We start from the raw sequence: 21,357 nt of genomic DNA, 5'->3' as shown, positions 1-21,357 counted from the left end.
CCTTGCCAACTCGTGACCTCGATCACAACGCCGAAATGTTAACGTTAACTTTTGTGATTAACATCGCACGCGTGATATCTGCTAGCTTCATCCCTTTGCGAGTTAACGTTAACAATAGAGCTAACTTCACTCACCGGGGCCCTACCCATGAACCGCGAAACTAAAAAATATTACGTGCTGCTCAGCGGCCTGCTGTTCTTCTTTTTCTTCACCTGGTCTTCCAGCTTTTCGCTGATCTCGCTGTGGCTGAATCAGAAGATCGGCCTGAAAGGCGCCGAAACCGGCCTGATCTTCTCCGCTATCTCGTTGGTGGCGCTGTGCGCACAGCCGCTGTACGGGTTTATTCAGGACAAACTTGGGCTGCGCAAGCACCTGCTGCAGTTTCTCGGCGTGATGCTGTTGCTGACCGGCCCGTTTTTTATCTACGTATACGCTCCGCTGCTGGCCAGCAGCCTGCCGCTCGGCGCGCTGGTCGGCGGGGTATTTATCGGCGCCACCTTCTTCGCCGGCATCGGCGCGCTGGAATCTTATACCGAGCGAGTCAGCCGCATCAGCGGTTTCGAATTCGGCCGCGCCCGCATGTGGGGATCGCTCGGCTGGGCCAGCGCCACCTTTTTGGCCGGTTTTATCTTCAATATCGATCCGAACATCAATTTCTGGCTGGCCTCCGCCGCCGCCATAGTATTCCTGTTGCTGCTCAGCCAGGTGCGCGAGCTGAAGCCGAACGCGATGGCCGGCCTGGCGTTCGGCAAACCGGAAAATCTGCGGCTGCAGGATGCGCTGGCGCTGCTGCGTATGCCGGGCTTCTGGGCGCTGGTGGTGTTTGTGCTCGGTATCAGCGTGTACAACGTTTTCGATCAGCAATTTTCGGTCTACTTCGCTTCGCAGTTCGCTTCTCGCGAACAGGGCAACGAGATGTACGGCTTCCTCAACTCGCTGCAGGTCTTCCTCGAAGCCGGCGGCATGTTCCTGGCGCCGCTGCTGGTGAACCGCATCGGCGCCAAACAGGGGCTGTTGCTGGCCGGTGGCGTGATGGCGCTGCGCATGTTCGGCTCAGGCTTGGTCAGCGGCGCATTGATGATCTCTGCCATGAAACTGCTGCACGCCGTGGAGTTGCCTATCCTGCTGATCGCTATCTTCAAATACATCGCCAGCCGCTTCGACAGTCGCCTCTCCTCAACGCTTTACCTGGTGGGCTTTCAGTTCATCACCCAGGTGATGGCCAGCTTCCTGTCGCCACTGGCGGGCTACGGTTATGACCGCATCGGCTTTGCCGACACCTATCTGCTGATGGGGTGCGCGGTCGCCGCCACGACGCTTGTCTCCTGTTTCCTGCTGCGCGGCGAACGTTCCGCCAGCGCAACCCCCTTTCAATCCGCCATTAAATCAAGTGAGTCTGTCCAATGAACACTGCCTTAGCTCAAGCCGACCATGCGGTCGAAGCCCTGCGCGCAGAGCGCCGAGACGAATACTACCCGCAGTTCCATCTCGCGCCGCCCGCCGGCTGGATCAACGATCCCAACGGCCTGATCTGTATTGACGGCGTCTATCATGCCTTCTTCCAGCATCACCCCTATAGCGAGCACTGGGGCCCCATGCACTGGGGGCACGCGACCAGCCGCGATCTGATCCGCTGGCAGCACCAGCCCATCGCCCTGGCGCCCGATGCGCCCTATGACAAAGACGGTTGCTTTTCCGGCTGCGCCGTGGATGACAATGGCGTGCTGACGCTGATTTATACCGGCCACGTGTGGCTGGGCGAGCCCGGCGACGACAGCCAGGTGCGGGAAGTGCAATGTCTGGCCACCAGCGAAGATGGCATACGCTTCGTCAAGCACGGGCCCGTGCTGGCCCCGCCGGACGGCATTCAGCATTTCCGCGATCCGAAAGTCTGGCGCGAGAACGGCGAATGGTGGCTGGTGATCGGTGCCAAAGAAAACGGCCTGGGCCAGGTGCGCCTGTACCGTTCTGCAGATCTGCGCGCCTGGTGCTTCGATCGGGTGCTGGCCGGTGCGCAGGCGGCGCATCAAGGGTATATGTGGGAATGCCCGGATTTCTTCCCGCTGGGGGAACAACACCTGTTGTTGTTTTCCCCGCAGGGACTGGCGGCACAGGGCTACCGCTACCGCAATCGCTTCCAGAGCGGCTATCTGCTCGGCCACTGGCGGCCTGACAGCGACTTTAGGGTGACCCAACCCTTCTGCGAGTTGGATGCCGGCCACGATTTCTATGCGCCGCAGACCTTCACCGCCGCCGACGGCCGTCGGCTGCTGCTTGCCTGGATGGATATGTGGGAATCCCCAATGCCCAGCAAAGCGCACCGTTGGGCCGGTGCCCTCACCCTGCCGCGTGAGCTGACGCTGGCCGCCGACGGCAGCGTCAGCATGAACCCGGCGCGTGAACTGACGGCGCTGCGTCGAGAATCGCACATCTTTTTGGCACAGACGCTGACCAATCAGCATCTGCCGCTGGCGGACGACGTGCAGGAGCTCATCCTGACGTTGAGACCGGCCGACAACGACGCCGAGCGTTACGGGCTGGCCATCGGGAGTGCGGCGCGGCTGTTCGTCGACAATCAGGCGCACCGGCTGGTGCTGGAACGTTTTCATGAAAACCGCGCCCTGTGCACCTGCCGCAGCGTGCCGCTGCCAGAAGGTGAGACCCTGTCGCTACGGATCTTCATTGACCGCTCATCGCTGGAGATCTTCGTCAATCAGGGGCAAGCCTGCCTGACCAGCCGAATTTATCCGACGGAGGGCGATCGCCGCCCCAGCCTGTTCGCCGAAGGCGGCCGGGCAGAGTTCGAGCCCATCACGGGATGGCAGTTGGCAAGCATCTGGGGATAATGGGAATAAGCACCGGGCGCACAGCGACGCATCCGGTGCGCTTACAGCGAACCACGCTCCAACAGTGGGCAAGGCACTTTCACCGTCTCACGCTGCTCCCGCTGCTCAATCACATGCAGCGCCGCAAGGCGGCCCAGCTCGTAATGCGGCAGCTGCACCGTCGTCAATGCCGGCAGGAACAGCTCGCCGGTGCCGACCATATTGTCGTAACCCAGCACCGCTACCTGTTGCGGTATGTGCCATCCTTGCGCCAGCAATACCTGATACACCAGAAAGGCTATCCGATCGTTCCCGCACACCACGACATCGCAATCGCGCCTTCCTGCAGAGAAATGCCGCTCCAGCAGCGCGACGCAGTCGCGATAGCTTTGGTCGCCGCCGCTCAGATCGAGATGATACTGCCGCAGCTGTTCAACATCGCGCCCCGCTTCGCGCCAGGCGCGTTCCAGACCGCGACGGCGCAGGCCCGCCGCCAGCGTATCCGCCGGTAAATGAATGCACAGTGGCGCGCGATAGCCTTTGGCGATCAGCGCGCGCGTGGCGTCATACTGTCCTTGCTCGTCATCAGGAATATAGCTGGCGATCGCATGCGTCGGGCTAACGCAGTTGGCCAGCACCAGCTTTTTGTCCAGCAGTTTGGCCGGCAATGTCACCTCGCGCAGCCCCATCGTGGTGAATATCACCCCATCCGGACGATGCGCCAGCAGCAGATCGACGGTCTGTTCGGCGTTGTCGTCGGCGAACAGGTTGACGACGAAGCTGTTCCAGCCTCGCTCGCGGGCGGTTTTCTCAATCGACAGGATCATTTCCACCGAGAACGGCGTCGTGGCGGTGTCCAGCGCCAGCACGCCGAGCGTCTGCACGCGATTTCCGTCACCGCGAATACGCCGCGCCGACAGATCCGGCACGTAGTCCAACTGGTCGATAGCCTGTTTGACGCGGCGGTAGGTTTCCGGCCGCAGCTTGCCGGGTTCATTGATGGCGCGGGACACCGTCATCAGCGAGACTCCGGCAAGTTTTGCGACGTCTTTCAGCGAAGCCATGCGCCCTTCTTTATGATTAATGGGGAAAAGTGAATAATCCCATAACCGGGCGCAGGACTCTACCTTGCGTTAGCAGGCTGTGATGTTCGCCCACAGGATAGCGCCGTCGGCCGTCAACGGCTTCACCTCGCCGCTCGCCGCCTGCGCCGCCCACCAGACGCCCTCGCGCGCGCTCAATTCGCCGCCCCCCGGCAGCGACCAGACCCCGCTCAGCACATACAGCACGCCCGCCCGGTTGGGTGACAGGGTGACGGGCGCCGTGCTGCGCCGCACCTCGGCCGCCTGCCGGCCGCGGCGCGTCATGATGTTGAAATCCTGACTGGCGCCGCCCAGCAGCGTCGCCTCCAGCGCCACGTCGCCCGAGAATGCGAACGGCTCCCCAACCTGCGCCAGCTGATGATCGATATGCCCGGCGCTGTACAACCGCACGCCGTCGCCTTCCAGCAGCGTAATCGAACGGTCGATGCCCGCAAAGGCGGAAAACGGCCCATCCTGCGCGATGGTGGCGATGCTGGCGCGCCAGTCGAAATTCTGCTCGCCCGGCGGCCAGCTGACGATTTCACGGGTTTCCCCGCCGCCGTTGCGCCATGGGCTGACCGGCAACGCGGCGAAGTTGAAACGGTTCAGGCTCATTACGCCTCCTGCTGGAAGGTTTTCAACACCTGCAGGAACTCGGCGCCGCTCTGCTGCTGCAACGCATGCCGCCCCTGCTCGATCACCTGTCGGCCGCCGACGAACACATCGCGAATTTGTTCCTTGCCGCCGGCGAACAGCCAGCGGTTGAGGATTGAGGCGTCAGGCGCCGCCGCCAGATACGGATCGTCGCCGTCCAGCACCAGCCAGTCGGCGCGATAACCGCTCTGCAATCGGCCGATCGGCGCGCCGCACGCCTGCGCGCCGCCCTGCAAGGCCTGGTGGTACAGCACATCGCCCACCGCCGGCTGCTGCGGCGTGGTCAGGCGGTTGCGGCGCTGATCGCGCAGCCGCTGGCCGTATTCAAACCAGCGCAGCTCTTCCACCACGTTGAGCGAAACATGGCTATCGGAACCGATGCCCCAGCGCCCCTCCTGCTGCAGATAGGCGTCGCCGGGGAAAATGCCGTCGCCGAGGTTGGCTTCGGTGGTCGGGCACAGGCCGGCCACCGCGCGGCTGCGCGCCAACGCTTCCAACTCGCTGCGATCCAGATGAGTGGCGTGCACCAGGCACCAGCGCTGATCCACCGGCAGATGGTCATACAGCCAGGCCACCGGGCGCTGCCCGCTCCACGCCAGGCAGTCATTCACCTCTTTTTGCTGTTCGGCGATATGAATATGCACCGGCAAGGTGCGATCCGACGCGGCCAAAATCTGCTGCATCTGGCCGAGCTCCACCGCGCGCAGCGAGTGGAAACACAGCCCCTGATTCTGCAGCGGGCGATCCGCCAGCTGGCGGGCAATCACCTGCTGCTGTTGCAGATAGCCTTCGGTATCCTGGATAAAACGTTTCTGCCCCGGCTGCGCCGGCTGCGCGCCGAAACCGGCGTAGCTGTAAAGCACCGGCAGCATCGTCATGCCGATGCCGGCCTGATGCGCGGCCGCGCTGAGGCGCCCGGTCATCTCACCGCGATCGGCGTAAGGCTTGCCGTCGGCGTCGTGATGCAGGTAGTGGAATTCGGCCACCTGGGTGTATCCGCCCTTGAGCATTTCGATATACAGTTGACGGGCGACCACCTCCACCTGTTCCGGCGTCAGGCGCTGCACCAGGCGATACATCAAATCGCGCCAGGTCCAGAAGCTGTCCTGCGGGTTGCCCGCCACTTCCGCCAGCCCGGCCATCGCGCGCTGGAAAGCGTGCGAGTGCAGGTTCGGCATCCCCGGTACCGCGTCGCCGTGCAGCCGGGTGCAGCCTTGCGGTTCTGCGTTGGCGGTGACTTGAGTCAGATAACCTTGCGCATCGACGTCCAGCCGGACGTTATGCGCCCAGCCCTCAGGGAGCAAAGCGCGTGGGGCAAAATAAGCAGGCATGGCAGTATTCCACTGTTGGTGTAACGGTGAATGAGGCGCGGCGATGGCGCGCATTCAGGAATTTTTGTCGGTCGTCGGCAAGTTTCTGGCGCGACGGCTCCTAGTTGTATATACATATACATACGCCGACATCAACAGTAAACTGGTGTTATTATTTTTTTATTTGACGAGGTTAACGTCGTGGCTGAACAACAGACCGTGTTACAACTGGCGGCTGCAATGAGCGATGCCCCCGCCCCGATCTACCAACGGGTCAAACAGGCGATCGTGAATCAAATTCGTGCGGGGCATTGGCAACCGCACCAGCGCGTGCCCTCCGAAAGTGAACTGGTGGCGGAACTGGGCGTCAGCCGCATGACCATCAACCGCGCGCTGCGCGAGCTGACCAGCGAAGGTTTTTTGATCCGCATGCAGGGCGTCGGCACCTTCGTCGCCGAAGCCAAGGCGCATACCGCGCTGCTGGAAGTGCACAACATCGCCGACGAGATCGCCGCGCGCGGCCATCGCCACAGCAGCAAAATCCTCGAACTGAAGGCCCGGGCGGCCAGCGATGAAGAAGCGACGGCGCTGGGCATTCAGCCCGGCCAGCGGCTGTTCTATTCGCAGATTGTGCATTACGAAAACGACGTGCCGGTGCAGGTGGAAGACCGCTGCGTCAACCCGCTGGTGGCACCGGATTACCTTAAACAGGATTTCGACCGCGTCACCCCTTACACCTACCTGACCCAGGCCGCGCCGCTGACCGCCGGCGAACACATCGTCGAAGCGGTGATCCCTACCCGGCGCGAGCGCGAGCTGCTGCAGCTGGAGGATCACGAACCCGGCCTGCTGATCCACCGCCGCACCTGGTCCGGTAAAACCGTGGTGACCTCGGCGCGATTGCTGTACCCCGGCAGCCGCTATCAGCTGTTCGGCCGCTTCACCAGCGAAGTCTGAACCCCGGCGGGCGCGCCCTGCGCCCGCATCTCCGCTGTCGATCACATCCTGATAACAAAATCTCGCCCGCCTCTTGTGACATCCCGGTGAATGCGTTAGGTTGTTTTTAATTGTATATACAACCATGTGGGAGCTGCGGCTCCGGCGGAGGAAAGCAATGACGTCTGAGATTCACTGTGACAGCCTGTGGCACGGCGCCGATATCGTCACCATGCGCGACGGCAACTATCACACCCTGACCGACGGCGCGATCGCCGTGCGCGACGGCAAGATCGTCTGGATTGGCGAACATGCGGCGCTGCCGCCAGGCCTGATCGCGGACGAAACGGTGAAATTCGACGGCGGCATCATCACCCCCGGCTTTGTCGACTGCCACACGCACCTGGTGTTCGGCGGCAACCGCAGCGGCGAGTTCGAACAGCGGTTGAACGGCGTAAGCTACGCCGACATCGCCGCGCAGGGCGGCGGCATCATCTCCACCGTCAAAGCCACCCGCGAAGCCGACGAAGCGCAGCTGCTGGAGCAGGCGCTGTTCCGCCTGCGGCCGCTGCTGGCGGAAGGCGTTACCTGCGTGGAGATCAAATCCGGCTACGGCCTCAGCCCGGAAAGTGAACTGAAAATGCTGCGGGTGGCGCGCAAATTGGGCGAGCTGCTGCCGGTCGAGGTGAAAACCACCTGTCTGGCGGCCCATGCGCTGCCGCCGGAGTACGCCAACCGCGCCGACGACTATATCGATCTGGTCTGCGACACCATCATTCCTCAGGCCGCGGCCGCCGGCCTGGCGGATGCGGTTGACGCCTTCTGCGAACATCTGGCGTTCTCCCCGGCGCAGGTGGAGCGCGTCTTCGCCGCCGCCGAAGCCGCCGGTCTGCCGGTCAAACTGCACGCCGAGCAGCTTTCCGCGCTCGGCGGCAGCACGCTGGCGGCGCGCCATCACGCGCTCTCCGCCGACCACCTCGAATACGCCACCGAACAAGACGCCCGCGCCATGGGCGACGCCGGCACCGTAGCGGTGCTGCTGCCCGGCGCCTATTACCTGCTGCGCGAAACCCAGTGCCCGCCGGTGGAGCTGTTCCGCCAGCACCGCGTGCCGATGGCGATCGCCAGCGACGCCAACCCCGGCACCTCGCCGGCGCTGTCGCTGCGCCTGATGATCAACATGGCCTGCACGCTGTTCCGCCTGACGCCGGAAGAAGCGCTGGCGGGCGTCACTACCCACGCCGCCAAAGCGCTGGGGCTGCAACACAGCCATGGCACGCTGGAAACCGGCAAGGTAGCCGACTTCGTTCACTGGCCGCTGTCGCGGCCGGCGGAACTGGCTTATTGGTTGGGCGGTCAGCTGCCCTGTACGGTGATTTTCCGAGGAGAAGTACGTCAATGACCATTCGCGATCCTTTTAGCTTCCAGACCGGCAGCCTGCCGCTGCTGATCAGCATCCCGCACGCCGGTACGCAACTCACGCCGGCGGTCGAGGCCGGGCTGACCGACGACGCCCGACCGCTGCCCGATACCGACTGGCACATTCCGCAGCTGTACGATTTCGCCCGGGCAATGGGTGCCAGCATACTGGTCGGCAACTATTCGCGCTTCGTCATCGACCTGAACCGTCCGGCGGACGACAAGCCGCTGTACACCACCGCCACCACTGGTCTGTATCCCGACGTGCTGTTCGACGGCCACCCAAGTTTCCTGCCGGGCCAAGCGCCGACGGACGAAGAACGCGCCGGCTATCTGCAGCAGATTTGGCAGCCTTACCATCAGCAGCTGCAAAACGAGCTGGCACGCCTCAAAGCGCGGCACGGCTATGCGCTGCTGTTCGACGCGCACTCCATCGCCTCGGTGATCCCGCGGCTGTTCGACGGCCAGCTGCCGGATCTCAACCTCGGCACCAACGGCGGCGAAAGCTGCGCTCAGGCGCTGAGCGATCGACTGGTCGCTTGCTGTGAGCAACAACAACAGTACACCCACGTACTGAACGGCCGTTTCAAGGGCGGTTACATCACCCGCGCCTACGGTCAGCCGCAGCAGCAACAGCATGCGATCCAGCTTGAACTGGCGCAGGTGAACTACATGTCCGAACAGTATCCTTACGCGTTTGAACCGCAGCGCGCCGCCTCGCTGCAGCGTCTGCTCAAGCAGATGATTGAAAGCCTGTTGGACGGCGCGGCCAGACTGAATTAATCCCCCTTTTACAGGCGCCGCAGGGCGCCTGTTTTTCTCCCGCCTTAACCGCAACGCCGCCAGCAATCTGCGCTCTATATCAAAGTTTCGCGTGATTCCTCGCTAACTGGTCTAAACAGCGCACAAAACAGCGGCCGACGAAAAACGCACTGCGCCACAATCAGCCGAAAAGCCCGCGCTCTTCACCAGCACCGGGCGGCGTGTGGCCGAGCTGGCCCGTTTCGAACCATCACTCTGGAGGCCCTATGTCTGTAACACCGTTAAACTGGCGCGCTGCCGGCGCCGTCGCCGAACAACTGTTGGCCGGCTGGCAACGGCGTGGTGAACCCGGCGGCGCCATCACCCTGTTTGACGCCGAACAACTCCGCGCCACCGCCTGCGCCGGCCTGGCCGATCTGGCGCAAAATACGCCCTTCACCGCCGACAGCGTGGTGCGTTATGCCTCAGTGACCAAGCACATCTTCGCCGCGCTGGCGCTGAACGCCACCGATCGCGCCATTCAGCTGGAGCAGCGTCTGGGTGAGCTGTTGCCCGCTCTGCAGCCCGCGTTGGCGGACGTCACCGTCGGCCAGGCACTGGACATGACCGGCGGCCTGCCCGACGTGCGCGAAACGCTCGGCTTGCTCGGCATATCGCTGCACGCCGTCAGCGAGGCGCAGCCGGTGATGCAGTTTGTCGAGGGGCTGGAAAAGCTGAACTATGAAGCCGGCAGCGAGATCGCCTACAGCAATACCGGCTATCGGCTGCTGGAAGCGGCGCTGCGCAGCAAGGGGTTTGATTTCGACCAGCTGGTGCAACAGCGTATCGCCCAACCGCTGCAGGTGCAAATGCGGGCGCCGGAAAGCTGGTTCGACGTGGTGCCGGGGCTGGTGCCGGGTTACTGGCGGGCGCCGCAGGGCTGGCAGCACGCCAGTGCCGGCCTGCACCTTTCCGCCTCCGGCAGCCTGACCGGCAGCGTCAACGCCCTCACCCGCTGGCTGCAGACGCTGCTGGCCGACGAAGGGCCCGGCCAGGGCGTGCTGGCGCAACTCAGCGCACCGCGCCGCCTCAATCAGGGCCAGCTCAGCGCCTATGGCCTGGGGCTGGCGCAGACGCCGCTGGGCCGCCGCCGCTTGCTGGGCCACGGCGGCTCCCACGCCGGTTACAAAACCTATTTCCTGCTGGCGCCCGATCGCCAGGCCGGCGTGGCGCTGGTGGCCAACCGCGAAGACTGCGACAGCTTCGGTATGGTCTTACAGGTGATGGCGACGCTGCTGGGCGAACCTTTGCCACAGCGCAGCGCGGCGATCCCCGATGGCCTCTACGCCACGCTGGCCGAGCCGCACTGGCTGGAGGTCAAAGACGGCAACCTGGCCTATCTGGGCAGCGGCGAACCGCTGTATCAGGGCGAGGACGGCTATGCGGTGTCGCTGTCCGCCCATATGCCAATCAAATTGAAGTGGACCGGCGAAGCGGTCGAGGGCGAGGTCGGCCACGTGGCACGCCGTTTCCTGCCGGTGACGGCCAACGGCGACTGCCTGAAGCATGTGCAGGGGCTGTGGTATCACCCGCACTATCGTACCGCCTTTGAAATTTGCGGCGATCGGGTGCATATCGGCGTCGGCCCGGCGGCACAGACCGGCACGCTCAGCCCGTTGGGCCAGGGGCGCATGCTGGTCGAGTGCCAGGACGGCCCGTGGTTGAAACGCTTTTGCCTCTATTTCCGCGGTTACAACGTGGATCTCATCGCCAACCGCAGCCGAATGCTGACCTTCCGTCGCAGCACCGTCGGCCGCGACTGACGCTCAGCGTGCGCGCGCGGCTTTGACCGCCAACAGCGCATCCGCCAGCCGCCGTTTGTCGGCGGCACTGAGATTCATCTGATCCACGGACGCCATAAACGCCGCCCGATCCGCCTCGTCGAGTGGGCCGGCGCGCAGCCGCTGCGCCAGACGCTGCAGTATCTGGCTGCTCAGCTGCGCGATCTGCGCGCGCACCTGAGCCAACGGGCGCGGTTGCCAACCGGTTTCCGGGCTCGCCAGCCAGTCAGCACGATAGCGGTACTGAATCGCCTTGGCGGCATCCATCTGCGCGGCGATAAAAGGCCGCACCGACGCCGGCTCCAGCCCCAAACGCCCCGCCTCCTCCTGCGCGCTGGCCAACACCTTCGTCTCTTGCGCCAGGTCTTCGATCGGCAAATGCTGCTGCGCCTTGTAACCGGCGACGTCTTTCATCAGCGACAAACGTTGGTTCACCAGCTCGCCGAGAGCGGCGGTGCCGTCCGCCAACGCCGGAAAACTGGTCAAACAACAGGCTATCAACAACGCCCTGAACATGGCATCTCCTTATCATCATGTCATGCAGTGAAAACGTCAGGCACAAAGTTCACCACGTCAGCCCGACGCTGGCAAATAAAAAGGCCCCGCCGCAGCGAGGCCTGATCATGCTCCACAGGCGTTAGTTGAACACGCCATTGATCACGGAAGCCACAATCGCGGTGCTGAGCGCAACCAGCACCAGATCATCGCCGGCGATACGCCACTCATAACCCGGGTACTGCGGCAGTTCACGCAGCATCGAGTACGGCACCACTTTTTTGGCGATGCCCGGCGGCAGCGGCTTGCCGCGCGCCAGATTCTTGGCGATGCCCGGCGGCAACGAACGGTAGCCGGTCAGCCCATGGTTGTGCGCCAGCGAACGGGCGCGATCGCGCGAGAGGGTGACGGTGATCAGATTGTTGTCGTTGCGATAGACGCCGTTATCGTATTGGTCTTTATTGCCTTTGTTACCGTGATTGCCATTATTGCCGTGATTACCGTTATTGCCATGGTTACCGTTGTTACCGCTGTTGCCATGGCCGTTACCGTTGCCGTTACCGCCTTTGTCGGCCAAAGCCGGTGCGGATGACAACCCCAGCGATGCAATCAGCGCTAACACCGTAAGCGTCGTACGACCTTTGTTCATGTTATGTATTCCTGCATGGGTGACTCTGTTTACTATAGTTGGCCTTTTCCAGACAAAGTATAAGGAAAACTCCGAGATGGCGGTGCGGTTTTACGGCGATCGCGTCCAAAGCTTGCTCTGACGCAAAATCCCTCGAAAATTCCGAAATCAACTTCGGATTTTTCTTGAAGAAAAATAAGCCTTTCGTTAATTTGGCAGAGTAACAAGAAAGAGTTAACGTGCTCTTTTTCGTCGCACCTCAAATCTTATTCTTATCATCCATAATGATAATAGCGAACACTTCCCGCCTCTCCGTGCGGGACTCTTTTTACCCTTTCCGCCGCACCAATGTGGTGCTTTATGTTGAGATTTAGTTGCCGATAATTTACATTCGCTGTCTGAGAAACCTCAACCTCCCGCGGTGGCCAGGCTGGCAACGGGTGGGCGTTCAGGAGCAAGAGACGTGCAAATGACCCTCATGGAATACATCACTCGGCACTTTAACGGCGATCTTCATCGTTATGCGCAGTCGGAAGGCGTCAGCCGTGAACAAATCATTAGTTGGATAAATAATGAATGTCACGTGATCAAAGGCAGGCTGTTTATGCCGGTGAAGCATCTCCCGGTTGAACAAGCCCAGTGATGACGAAAAAAAACCCCGCCAGGCGGGGTTTTCTGTTTCTGATAACACGGAAAATCAGAAGTTATAGCCAACCACGAGGTAATAACCCCAACCGGTAGACTTGATCGGGCCCTGCGGCGTACCGATATCCGCGCCATCCTGCCACTGGCCGCCGTTATGGAAATAACGCGCCACGAAAGAATAGTGCCAGTGATCGTAGTTCAGCGCCAAAATGTGGCTGGAGGCGATCGAGTTGCCGGTGCGCACCTGTTTGCCGTTGATCGCGTTACCACTGTCCTTGCCCAGATCGGAGCCGAAGTCGAAGTTGGTGAAGCCGATGTAGCTCAGGTTGCCGCCCCACACCTGGGTCAGCGGCACGAAGTACTTCACCTTGAAGCGGTAACCGTCCCAGCTGTTCTCATTGGCAGCCTGGTAGTTTTCCCACTGGTATTTGGCATAGATGTTCATCGACAGGCTCATCGGCAGGCCGGTGTCGATATCGGTGCCCAGACCCATGTACCAGGTGTTCTGACGGCCGTCGGCGTTATGGCCCAGGTCATAGATGTAGTTGTTGGCGAAGTACCACTCTTTGAACGGACCGAAGCTCAGATCGGTGCCGGTCAGCTTGTCGATGGAGAAGCGCGGTTCGATCTCCATAAACAGCGGCGAACCTTTGTTCCAGATGCCGCGATCCGGCGTGTTGCCCACGCCGAAGAATTTCGGCACGTCAACGTAACCGTAGAAATCGAACCAGTCTTTCTTAGCGAAGGCTTCATATTCGAGATACACGTCGTTGTTCAGCTGCGGTCCGAAGCGGGTGTGGTAGCTGCCCACCACGTTAACGCTCTGGTGCCACCAGTCGGAGACATATTGACTGTCTTTGCTATCAGCCATTGATGATGCACTGTAAGACGCTGCGAGCAGTACACCTGCTGCGAGAGCTATTTTTTTCATTTTATTACCACATGCTTAAAGGGCCATTTCCTGCCCGTTTAGAAAAGATGACAATGAGTCTGCCGACACCTGGCGTTGTCTTCACACAGAAACTCGGATGACGCGCGCATTATAGAAACCACTGACTGTAAGAATCTGTGATCCAGTTACGCATTTCGCGAATAGGTAATCGATTGCGTTCACATTTGTCAAATTATGTTTCATGCAAATTCACATTCGCTGTGATTTTTGTCATGCACATCGATTTTTAGCGCAGTTTTTGAGCCAAATGTCATCAGGGCGTCACCCTGCTCGTCATCGCAGCGTGGAAAAGAAAAAGCCGACGCATAAACGTCGGCATTCATCAGAATCGGGGGAAAACGCGCACAGCGAAGTCAGTTCACCGCCGGCACCGCCTTGGCGATGTTTTCCTGGCGGAACGCCACCTCTTCGCCGTTTTTGACCTCCCAGCTGGCGACCGGAATATCGGTCTTGGGCGCCGCCGCGACGACCGAACCGTAAATCAGCTTGTCGTCGCGGCGCAAAATATACACATCGAGCTGATACTCGTGCCGCAGATTCGCCGTGGTCAGGCGCACGGTATCGCCGCGCTCATAGTGATGCGCGTCGATATCGGGTTGTTGAATAAATTGAATGTCGCTTCTCATCATCGTCGTTCCTTCAGGCAACATGGCTAGTTAAATTCTAGTCCAACATTGCGCTGACGGCAGATAATTTCCGTTAATTTCCGCGAGTTGCCCGCCAACAGATCAGTGAACCGAGGATGACCATCGCCACGCCCTGCCAGAAATTGACGGTCAGCGAGGTGTGCAACACCAGCGCGGCGAACACCGCTGACAGCACCGGGGTAAAATAGGAGACGGTGGCCAACAGCGTCATGTTGCCGTGCAAAATGCCGACGTTCCAGGCGGCGTACCCCGCGCCCATCGCTACCCCGGCGCACAGCAGCGTTACGGTCACCCCGACGTTGAACTGCATGCCGCTCTCCGTGCTGAAGGCGTACTTCAGCCACAGCGCCAACGCGGTCAGCACGATAAACAGCACCACGCCGTTGCTGCCCTGAGCGATCTTCTTGGTCAGGTTGCAATACAGCGCCCAGATCACCGCGCCGCTGAACGCCAGCGCGTAGCTGAGCGGGTTGCTGCGCACGTTGACCAGCATCTGCGCCGGCGACCAGCCGCCCTCGCCGCTCATGATCCAACCGATGCCGAACAGCGACAGCAGCAGCCCCGGCAGCAGCCACCATTTCGCCCGTTGCCCGTTGAGCGCCAGCGCCATCAGCACGGTGAAACAGGGCCACAGGTAGTTGATCATGCCCACTTCTATCGCCTGCAGGCGGGTATTGGCATAGCCGAGCGACAGCGACAGGCAGATCTCGTAGCTGACGAACAGCAGGCTGCCGACGATCAGGTAAGGCCGAGGAAAGCTGCGCCATTTCGGTACGCCGAGCGCCACCAGCAAGAACGCCGCGCTGACGCTGTAGATCATCGCCGCGCCGCCGATCGGCCCCAGCCCTTCGCTGACGCTGCGGATCAGGCCAACGACGCTGCTCCACAGCACGATAGCCAACAAACCGAACAGCGTGGCGCGGGTACGCGAGGGCAAAGCGGGCATAAGACAGGTCCAATGGGTTATTTTTTATCGAGTTTTTCACTCTACTGCCGCACGCGCCAAAAAGAAAGGCGGGAAATTCCCGCCTGTGATTTTATTGCTGCGGCTGCCGCTCGAGCTGCGGCGGCGGCTGGCGAAAACGCCGCGTCAGCCAGGCCAAATAGCCGAAGCCCAGCGTCGCCCAGATAAGCCCCATGGTCAGCGAGCTTTTCTCCAGATTCAGCCACAGCACCCCCACCGTCAGCGCCCCCACCAGCGGTAGGAACAGGAAGTTGAAGCGATCCTTCCAGCTTTTGTTGCGCCCTTCGCGGATAAAGAAGTGGCTGATCACCGACAGGTTGACGAAGGTGAAGGCCACCAGCGCACCAAAGTTGATCAGCGCCGTGGCGGTGACCAGATCGAACGACAGCGCCGACAACGCCACCAGCCCGACCATCAGCACGTTCAGCGCCGGCGTGCGCCATTTGGGGTGGATATAGCCGAAGAATTTCTCCGGGAACACGTTATCGCGCCCCATCACGTACAGCAGGCGCGACACGCTGGCGTGCGACGCCAGGCCGGAAGCCAACGTGTTGATAAAGGTCACGCACAGGAAGATCGACTGGAACAGCTTGCCGCCGACGTACAGCGCGATCTCCGGCAGCGCGGCGTCGGGCTGGTGGAAACGTTGAATGGACGGGAAAAACAGCTGAATGAAGAACGACACGCTGATAAAGATCACCCCGCCGTACAGTGCGGTCAGGAAGATGGCGCGCGGGATCACCTTGGCGGCGTCGGGCGTCTCTTCGCACAACGTGGTGACCGCATCGAAGCCGAGGAACGAGAAGCACAGAATGGTGGCGCCGGTAATGATCGGCAACAGGTGGGCGTTCTCGCTGAGGAACGGCCGCAGGCTCCACACCGTGCCCATCCCCTCGCCGTTGTGCAGGCCGCGCACCACCAGATAGATGAACACCAGAATGATCGCCACCTGCGCCAGCACGAACAGGGTATTGAAGTTGGCCACCAGATTGACGCTTTTCAGGTTGATGGCGGTAATCAGGATAACGAAGCCCACCACCCACACCCAGGGCGGCACTTCCGGGAACAGCGCGGTCAGGTAAATCTTCGCCAACAGCGTATTGATCATCGGCAGGAACAGATAATCCAGCAGCGACGACCACCCCACCAGAAAACCGACGTGCGGGTTGATCGCTTTCTGCGCATAGGTGTAGGCGGAGCCGGCGGTGGGAAACTGGCGCACCAGTTTGCCGTAGCTGATGGCGGTGAACAGCACGCCGGCCAGCGCCAGCAGATAAGAGGTCGGCACATGGCCGTCGGTGAGGCCGGAGACGATGCCGAAGGTGTCGAACACCGTCATCGGCGTCAGATAGGCCAGGCCCATCATCACCACCTGCCACAGCTTAAGGGATTTGCGCAGCTGCGGTTTGCCCGCCGGGCCGCTGTCGATGGCTTTAATCGTCATGGCAGTTCCCCTCTTGGTCCTCTGCTGTCAATCGTGCAACGTGATTCAGAGAGGCCGCGGGGAAACTGCAGTTCAGGCGGCGGGAAAAACGGTTTGGGGTCACTGTCGGGCGGCCGGCGACCGGCCCGTAGGCACTGCGGCACAGGCAAACGCCTGCGCATGGGGATGACTGAGTCATGGTTATTTCCTCGTCGGCGTCCTGTACGCCGTGATAGAAGAAATTCTGTACCGCAGCGCGCAGCCTCACCGGCCACAGGAGAGCCGATGAAATGCGCCGGACGCGCGCGGTAGTGCCAGGTGAGCGGGATCAGGCGTTTTTCAGCATCCACTCGATTTCGGTTTCGGTGATCAGGCGCTCAAACTGCACCAGCTCATCGGTTTTGCAGGCCAGGTAGACGTGGCTGAAGCGTTCACCCAGCAGCGCATTGAGCACCGGCTGGTGTTCGAACTCGTACAGCGCGTCGCTCTGGCGGATCGGGAACGGCAGCCCGTCCTGTTCCAGACCGTTGCCGGTCACCGGTTCAGGCAGCGGCAGCGCGGTTTCCAGGCCGTAAACGATGCCGGCCAGAATGGTCGCCATCACCAGATACGGGTTGGCGTCGGCGCCCGCCACGCGGTACTCCACGCGGTGGTTGTCGCGATCGCCGCAGGGAATGCGCAGCGCCACGGTGCGGTTGTTATGCCCCCAGGAAGCCTGGGTCGGCACATACATGCCGGGCTGGAAGCGGCGATACGCGTTGACGTTCGGCGCCAGCAGCGCCATCGAGGACGGCATCAGGGCGATCATGCCCGCCAGCGCCTGTTTCAACAGCGCCGAATCTTCACCGTCGTCGTCGGCGAGCACGTTGTCGCCTTGCGCGTTCAGCATGCTGATGTGCACGTGCATGCCGCTGCCGGCGTGCTCCTCATAAGGCTTGGCCATAAAGGTCGCCTGCATGTTGTGGTTCTCGGCCACCATGCGTACCAGCCGCTTCAGCGCCAGCGCGTGGTCGCAGGCTTGCAGCACGTCGTCGGTATGATGCAGATTGACCTCGAACTGCCCCGGCGACGCCTCCGCCACCGCGCCGTCCGCAGGAATGCCCTGCAAACGCGCCAGTTCGTCGATCTCGCTCAGTACGTCGGCGAAATGGTTCAGGTTATCGACGGAATAGACCTGGCTTTGGGTGTTGCGCTCTTGGGTGCCCGGCGCGCACGGCGGCTGCAGATAGCCCTCCGCATCGCGCTGACGATCGATGAGATAGAACTCCAACTCTACCGCTACCACGGGGGAGAGCCCGCGCTGACGCAAACGCTGCCACACTCGGTTCAGCACATTGCGCGGTTCAACGTCAAAGGGAGTGCCATCTTCATCCAGCATGGTGAGCAGCACCTGCGCAATATATTGCGGATCCGCCGCCGACGGCGTCAACGTGCCCGGCACCGGCACGCACACGTGATCCGGCTCTCCCAGCTCCTGCCCCAGCCCGGCTTCTTCCACCACGTTGCCGAGAATATCCATCGCAAATACCGACGCCGGGAAGTAACAGCCCTTCTCCAGCTTGCTCAGGCCGCCGACCGGGATGCGTTTGCCGCGGAAGCTGCCGTTCAGATCGGTCAACAGTACGTCGACATGTTGCGTTAATGGATAACGTTCCAGGTACTTCTTCACTTCGCGCTGGAACGCGCTACTTCGTCTCTCTTCACTGTGCTGAACAAAGTTTTCCACTTCTACGATGTTGGTCTGCATGGTTCACCCGCCGTTTGTGTTTTGCTGTCGTCGATGTTTATTGACCGCATTGTTCAATATAATGCCCACAAATGAAACGTAGATGAAACAAATTTGTTTTGCAAGTGTTACTTTTGGTTTGAATATTGGCCAATCGACTGCTAGATTTATAGAATATTGAACGAAATAGGCGGTATGGCAGCTTGTCGTTCATAATTTCGAACGTACCAAGGGGATAGCATGGACAATATATTTAACAGACCAGTCATCGGTGTCGTCATGTGCAGGTATAGGTTAAACGGGCACCTCACACAGACCTTGCAAGAAAAGTACCTGAATGCCGTTATCACCGCCGGCGGTTTGCCGATCGCCCTGCCGCACGCGCTGGCGGAACCGGAAATGCTGGCGGAACTGTTGCCGCGCCTCGACGGCATTTTGCTGCCGGGCAGCCCCAGTAATGTGCAGCCGCACCTTTATGGTGAAAACGGCGATGAGCCTGACGCCGATCCTGGTCGAGACGCGTTGAGCCTGGCGCTGATCCGCCAGGCGTTCGACAGGCGCATTCCCCTTTTCGCCATTTGCCGCGGCATGCAAGAGATGGTGGTCGCCACTCAAGGCACCCTGCATCGCCGCCTGTATGAACTGCCCGAGCTGCTGGAGCATCGTGAAGATCACGACCTGCCGCTGGAACAGCAATACGCCCCCGCCCACGAAGTGATCGTTCAGGAAGGGGGGCTGCTTTCGCAACTGATACCGGATTGCAACAGATTCTGGGTGAACTCGCTGCATGGCCAGGGTGCCAAAACCCTGGGCGCCAGTATTCGCATCGAGGCGCACGCCGCCGACGGGCTGGTGGAGGCGATCAGCGTGCGCGATCAGCCCTTCGCGCTCGGCGTGCAGTGGCACCCGGAGTGGAACAGCGACGAGTACGCCCTGTCGCGCCTGTTGTTTGATGGTTTCATCACCGCCTGTCGGAACTATCAAAAGGAAAAACGCCCATGAGCGACGTCAGCTTGGCACCGGGAAAACGTCTGTCGCAGATCCGTCAACAATTGGGGTTGTCGCAGCGCCGGGTCGCCGAACTGTCTGGGTTAACCCACAGCGCCATCAGCACTATCGAGCAGGACAAGGTCAGCCCGGCCATCAGCACGCTGCAAAAGTTGCTGACGGTATACGGTCTGTCGCTGTCGGCGTTTTTCGCCGAGCCGGAAAAACCGGCAGAACCGCAGATCGTGATAAGCAGTGACGATCTGATCGAAATCGGCAGCCAGGGCGTTTCGATGAAGCTTATCCACAACGGCGACCCGAACCGCACGCTGGCGATGATGATCGAAACCTACGAACCGGGCACCACTACCGGTGAGCGCATCAAACACCAGGGGGAAGAGATCGGCACGCTGCTGGAAGGCGAAGTGGTGCTGCAGGTCAACGGCCAGAGCTATCACCTGCTGGCCGGGCAGAGCTACGCCATCAATACCGGCATCCCCCACAGTTTCAGCAACACGTCGGCGCGCATTTGCCGGATTATCAGCGCCCATACGCCGACGACATTCTGATCAACGGAGCCAGGCATGAACTTTCACCATTTGCAGTATTGGCAACAACGGGCGCAGGCCCTGAAGATTGAGCACCAGCTGTTTATCGACGGCCGCTACCAGCCGGCCGCCGCGGGGAAAAGTTTCGCCGTGGAAGATCCTGCCGGCCGCCGTGAGCTGGCGCAGGTCGCGCGCGGCGAAGCCGCCGACATCGATCGGGCGGTCAACGCAGCGCGCGCCGCCTTTGAGCGCGGCGACTGGGCCCAGGCCGCGCCGGCGCAGCGCAAGGCCACGTTGCTGCGCTTCGCCGAGCTGATGGAGCAGCACCACGAAGAGCTGGCGCTGCTGGAAACGCTGGACACCGGCAAACCGATTCGCCACAGCCTGCGCGACGACGTGCCGGGCGCCATCCGCTGCATCCGCTGGTACGCCGAAGCAATCGATAAGGTGTACGGTGAAATCGCCCCCACCGGTCGCGACGCGCTGGCGCTGATCGAGCGCGAGCCGATCGGCGTGGTCGGCGCCATCGTGCCCTGGAACTTCCCGCTGCTGCTGGCCTGCTGGAAGCTCGGCCCGGCGCTGGCCGCCGGCAACAGCGTGGTGCTCAAACCCTCCGAAAAGTCGCCGCTGAGCGCCATCCTGCTCGGCAAACTGGCGCAGCAGGCCGGGCTGCCGGACGGCGTGCTGAACGTGGTACCCGGCTATGGGCACGACGCCGGCAAAGCGCTGGCGCTGCACCGCGACGTCGACGCCCTCACCTTCACCGGCTCCACGCTGGTGGCGAAGCAGCTGATGATCTACGCCGGCGAGTCGAACATGAAACGCGTCTGGCTGGAGGCCGGCGGCAAAAGCGCCAACATCGTCTTCGCCGACTGCCCGGATCTCGATCAGGCCGCCCGCAGCGCCGCCGCCGGCATCTTCTATAATCAGGGGCAGGTGTGCATCGCCGGCACTCGCCTGCTGGTCGAAGCGAGCATTCAGCAAGAATTCCTGCAGGCGCTGCGCAAACACGCGGCGGCCTTCATCCCCGGCGACCCGCTCGATCCCGCCACGGTGATGGGCACGCTGATCGACAGCGGCCACTGCGAGAAAGTGGCCGGCTATATCGATCGGGGGCTGAGCCAGGGCGCCGCGCTGTTCCTCGACGGGCGCGACCATCCGCAGGGCGACCACGCCGGCTATCTGGGACCGACCATCCTCACCCAGGTGAACAACGCCATGAGCGTGGCGCGCGATGAAATTTTCGGCCCGGTGCTGGCGGTGACGGCGTTCGACGACGAGCAACAGGCGCTGCAGCTGGCCAACGACAGCGACTACGGCCTCGGCGCCGCGGTCTGGACCCGCGATCTGGCGCGTGCGCACCGCATGGCGCGCCAACTGAAAGCCGGCACGGTGTTCGTCAACAACTACAACGACGGCGACATGACCGTGCCGTTCGGCGGCTATAAGCAGAGCGGCAACGGCCGCGACAAATCGCTGCATGCACTGGACAAATTCACCGAATTGAAAACCACCTGGATCTCGCTGGAATAAG

At 61.5% G+C, this 21,357-nt stretch carries 20 protein-coding genes; 10 read left to right on the top strand and 10 right to left on the bottom strand.

Features of this window, described 5'->3' with window-relative positions; translation table 11 throughout:
• Positions 1-147: 147 nt before the first annotated feature.
• Both GKN89_RS11850 and GKN89_RS11845 read left to right on the top strand, forming a co-directional pair.
• Positions 148-1,407, top strand: coding sequence for an MFS transporter (locus GKN89_RS11850; protein ID WP_063919282.1), 1,260 nt, complete (start codon positions 148-150; stop codon positions 1,405-1,407).
• Positions 1,404-2,846, top strand: a complete 1,443-nt coding sequence (locus GKN89_RS11845) for a glycoside hydrolase family 32 protein (protein ID WP_063919281.1) — start codon at positions 1,404-1,406, stop codon at positions 2,844-2,846. Before GKN89_RS11850 ends, GKN89_RS11845 begins: the two co-directional genes overlap by 4 nt.
• 41 nt (positions 2,847-2,887) lie before the next feature.
• On the opposite strand, the gene GKN89_RS11840 is transcribed toward GKN89_RS11845, so the two are convergent.
• The 3 genes from GKN89_RS11840 to GKN89_RS11830 form a co-directional block, all read right to left on the bottom strand.
• Entirely contained in the window at positions 2,888-3,889 is a 1,002-nt protein-coding gene (locus GKN89_RS11840) for a LacI family DNA-binding transcriptional regulator (protein WP_063919280.1), read from the bottom strand.
• A 69-nt stretch (positions 3,890-3,958) separates the two neighbouring features.
• Complete coding sequence (locus tag GKN89_RS11835; protein ID WP_063919279.1) at positions 3,959-4,522, bottom strand: HutD family protein; 564 nt, start codon at positions 4,520-4,522, stop codon at positions 3,959-3,961.
• A complete protein-coding gene (locus GKN89_RS11830) occupies positions 4,522-5,892 on the bottom strand; it encodes a formimidoylglutamate deiminase (RefSeq protein WP_019454849.1) in 1,371 nt (456 codons plus the stop codon). The genes GKN89_RS11835 and GKN89_RS11830 overlap by 1 nt, the downstream gene beginning before the upstream one ends.
• 180 nt (positions 5,893-6,072) lie before the next feature.
• Here GKN89_RS11830 and hutC point away from each other — a divergent pair, with 180 nt between their 5' ends.
• The 4 genes from hutC (at position 6,073) to GKN89_RS11810 (ending at position 10,790) form a co-directional block, all read left to right on the top strand.
• Positions 6,073-6,828, top strand: coding sequence for a histidine utilization repressor (gene hutC / locus GKN89_RS11825; RefSeq protein WP_025160260.1), 756 nt, complete (start codon positions 6,073-6,075; stop codon positions 6,826-6,828).
• 157 nt (positions 6,829-6,985) lie between these two features.
• Positions 6,986-8,209 (top strand): imidazolonepropionase, encoded by a 1,224-nt coding sequence (gene hutI / locus GKN89_RS11820; protein WP_154747034.1) that lies wholly within the window; start codon positions 6,986-6,988, stop codon positions 8,207-8,209.
• Positions 8,206-9,009, top strand: a complete 804-nt coding sequence (gene hutG, locus GKN89_RS11815) for an N-formylglutamate deformylase (protein ID WP_154747033.1) — start codon at positions 8,206-8,208, stop codon at positions 9,007-9,009. The genes hutI and hutG overlap by 4 nt, the downstream gene beginning before the upstream one ends.
• Positions 9,010-9,254: 245 nt before the next feature.
• Positions 9,255-10,790, top strand: coding sequence for a serine hydrolase (locus tag GKN89_RS11810; RefSeq protein WP_154747032.1), 1,536 nt, complete (start codon positions 9,255-9,257; stop codon positions 10,788-10,790).
• A 3-nt stretch (positions 10,791-10,793) separates the two neighbouring features.
• Here GKN89_RS11810 and GKN89_RS11805 read toward each other — a convergent pair whose 3' ends face one another.
• The gene (locus GKN89_RS11805) at positions 10,794-11,324 is read right to left on the bottom strand and encodes a chorismate mutase (protein WP_154747031.1); all 531 of its coding nucleotides are present in this window, start codon (positions 11,322-11,324) and stop codon (positions 10,794-10,796) included.
• 121 nt (positions 11,325-11,445) lie between these two features.
• Positions 11,446-11,952: an anti-virulence regulator CigR family protein gene (locus GKN89_RS11800; protein ID WP_019454842.1), complete on the bottom strand. Its 507-nt coding sequence runs from the start codon at positions 11,950-11,952 to the stop codon at positions 11,446-11,448.
• A 442-nt stretch (positions 11,953-12,394) separates the two neighbouring features.
• Here GKN89_RS11800 and GKN89_RS11795 point away from each other — a divergent pair, with 442 nt between their 5' ends.
• Positions 12,395-12,574: a hypothetical protein gene (locus GKN89_RS11795; protein ID WP_025160261.1), complete on the top strand. Its 180-nt coding sequence runs from the start codon at positions 12,395-12,397 to the stop codon at positions 12,572-12,574.
• Between the two features lie 54 nt (positions 12,575-12,628).
• On the opposite strand, the gene GKN89_RS11790 is transcribed toward GKN89_RS11795, so the two are convergent.
• From GKN89_RS11790 to GKN89_RS11770, 5 genes are all read right to left on the bottom strand, one after another.
• Positions 12,629-13,507, bottom strand: a complete 879-nt coding sequence (locus GKN89_RS11790; RefSeq protein WP_046898557.1) for a nucleoside-specific channel-forming protein Tsx — start codon at positions 13,505-13,507, stop codon at positions 12,629-12,631.
• Positions 13,508-13,881: 374 nt separating this feature from the next.
• Positions 13,882-14,154, bottom strand: coding sequence for a hypothetical protein (locus tag GKN89_RS11785; RefSeq protein WP_025160263.1), 273 nt, complete (start codon positions 14,152-14,154; stop codon positions 13,882-13,884).
• Between the two features lie 73 nt (positions 14,155-14,227).
• On the bottom strand, positions 14,228-15,121 hold the full coding sequence (yddG, locus tag GKN89_RS11780) for an aromatic amino acid DMT transporter YddG (protein ID WP_154747030.1): 894 nt from the start codon (positions 15,119-15,121) through the stop codon (positions 14,228-14,230).
• A 91-nt stretch (positions 15,122-15,212) separates the two neighbouring features.
• On the bottom strand, positions 15,213-16,583 hold the full coding sequence (locus GKN89_RS11775; RefSeq protein WP_019454837.1) for an APC family permease: 1,371 nt from the start codon (positions 16,581-16,583) through the stop codon (positions 15,213-15,215).
• A 307-nt stretch (positions 16,584-16,890) separates the two neighbouring features.
• Positions 16,891-18,309, bottom strand: coding sequence for a glutamine synthetase family protein (locus tag GKN89_RS11770; protein ID WP_019454836.1), 1,419 nt, complete (start codon positions 18,307-18,309; stop codon positions 16,891-16,893).
• Positions 18,310-18,528: 219 nt separating this feature from the next.
• Here GKN89_RS11770 and puuD point away from each other — a divergent pair, with 219 nt between their 5' ends.
• The 3 genes from puuD to puuC are packed head-to-tail and all read left to right on the top strand — an operon-like array spanning position 18,529 to position 21,356.
• A complete protein-coding gene (puuD, locus tag GKN89_RS11765; RefSeq protein WP_025160264.1) occupies positions 18,529-19,290 on the top strand; it encodes a gamma-glutamyl-gamma-aminobutyrate hydrolase in 762 nt (253 codons plus the stop codon).
• The gene (puuR, locus tag GKN89_RS11760) at positions 19,287-19,844 is read left to right on the top strand and encodes an HTH-type transcriptional regulator PuuR (protein WP_019454834.1); all 558 of its coding nucleotides are present in this window, start codon (positions 19,287-19,289) and stop codon (positions 19,842-19,844) included. Before puuD ends, puuR begins: the two co-directional genes overlap by 4 nt.
• A 15-nt stretch (positions 19,845-19,859) precedes the next feature.
• Positions 19,860-21,356 (top strand): aldehyde dehydrogenase PuuC, encoded by a 1,497-nt coding sequence (gene puuC / locus GKN89_RS11755; RefSeq protein WP_019454833.1) that lies wholly within the window; start codon positions 19,860-19,862, stop codon positions 21,354-21,356.
• The last annotated feature ends 1 nt before the right edge of the window (position 21,357 follow it).

Source organism: Serratia sp. YC16 (assembly GCF_009707615.1).
In the GTDB taxonomy this organism is placed as follows: domain Bacteria; phylum Pseudomonadota; class Gammaproteobacteria; order Enterobacterales; family Enterobacteriaceae; genus Serratia; species Serratia surfactantfaciens.
Note: the sequence above shows the minus strand (reverse complement) of the source record. Positions and strands in the feature narration are given on the sequence as shown.

Excerpts from the sequence above, each read along its gene's own strand:
- GKN89_RS11785 (WP_025160263.1), bottom strand. The coding sequence starts at position 14,154 with ATGAGAAGCGACATTCAATTTATTCAACAACCCGATATCGACGCGCAT.
- puuC (WP_019454833.1), top strand. The coding sequence starts at position 19,860 with ATGAACTTTCACCATTTGCAGTATTGGCAACAACGGGCGCAGGCCCTG.
- GKN89_RS11810 (WP_154747032.1), top strand. The coding sequence starts at position 9,255 with ATGTCTGTAACACCGTTAAACTGGCGCGCTGCCGGCGCCGTCGCCGAA.
- GKN89_RS11845 (WP_063919281.1), top strand. The coding sequence starts at position 1,404 with ATGAACACTGCCTTAGCTCAAGCCGACCATGCGGTCGAAGCCCTGCGC.
- GKN89_RS11770 (WP_019454836.1), bottom strand. The coding sequence starts at position 18,309 with ATGCAGACCAACATCGTAGAAGTGGAAAACTTTGTTCAGCACAGTGAA.
- GKN89_RS11805 (WP_154747031.1), bottom strand. The coding sequence starts at position 11,324 with ATGTTCAGGGCGTTGTTGATAGCCTGTTGTTTGACCAGTTTTCCGGCG.
- GKN89_RS11840 (WP_063919280.1), bottom strand. The coding sequence starts at position 3,889 with ATGGCTTCGCTGAAAGACGTCGCAAAACTTGCCGGAGTCTCGCTGATG.
- GKN89_RS11850 (WP_063919282.1), top strand. The coding sequence starts at position 148 with ATGAACCGCGAAACTAAAAAATATTACGTGCTGCTCAGCGGCCTGCTG.
- puuD (WP_025160264.1), top strand. The coding sequence starts at position 18,529 with ATGGACAATATATTTAACAGACCAGTCATCGGTGTCGTCATGTGCAGG.
- yddG (WP_154747030.1), bottom strand. The coding sequence starts at position 15,121 with ATGCCCGCTTTGCCCTCGCGTACCCGCGCCACGCTGTTCGGTTTGTTG.
- hutI (WP_154747034.1), top strand. The coding sequence starts at position 6,986 with ATGACGTCTGAGATTCACTGTGACAGCCTGTGGCACGGCGCCGATATC.
- GKN89_RS11790 (WP_046898557.1), bottom strand. The coding sequence starts at position 13,507 with ATGAAAAAAATAGCTCTCGCAGCAGGTGTACTGCTCGCAGCGTCTTAC.
- GKN89_RS11830 (WP_019454849.1), bottom strand. The coding sequence starts at position 5,892 with ATGCCTGCTTATTTTGCCCCACGCGCTTTGCTCCCTGAGGGCTGGGCG.
- hutG (WP_154747033.1), top strand. The coding sequence starts at position 8,206 with ATGACCATTCGCGATCCTTTTAGCTTCCAGACCGGCAGCCTGCCGCTG.
- GKN89_RS11800 (WP_019454842.1), bottom strand. The coding sequence starts at position 11,952 with ATGAACAAAGGTCGTACGACGCTTACGGTGTTAGCGCTGATTGCATCG.
- GKN89_RS11835 (WP_063919279.1), bottom strand. The coding sequence starts at position 4,522 with ATGAGCCTGAACCGTTTCAACTTCGCCGCGTTGCCGGTCAGCCCATGG.
- GKN89_RS11775 (WP_019454837.1), bottom strand. The coding sequence starts at position 16,583 with ATGACGATTAAAGCCATCGACAGCGGCCCGGCGGGCAAACCGCAGCTG.
- puuR (WP_019454834.1), top strand. The coding sequence starts at position 19,287 with ATGAGCGACGTCAGCTTGGCACCGGGAAAACGTCTGTCGCAGATCCGT.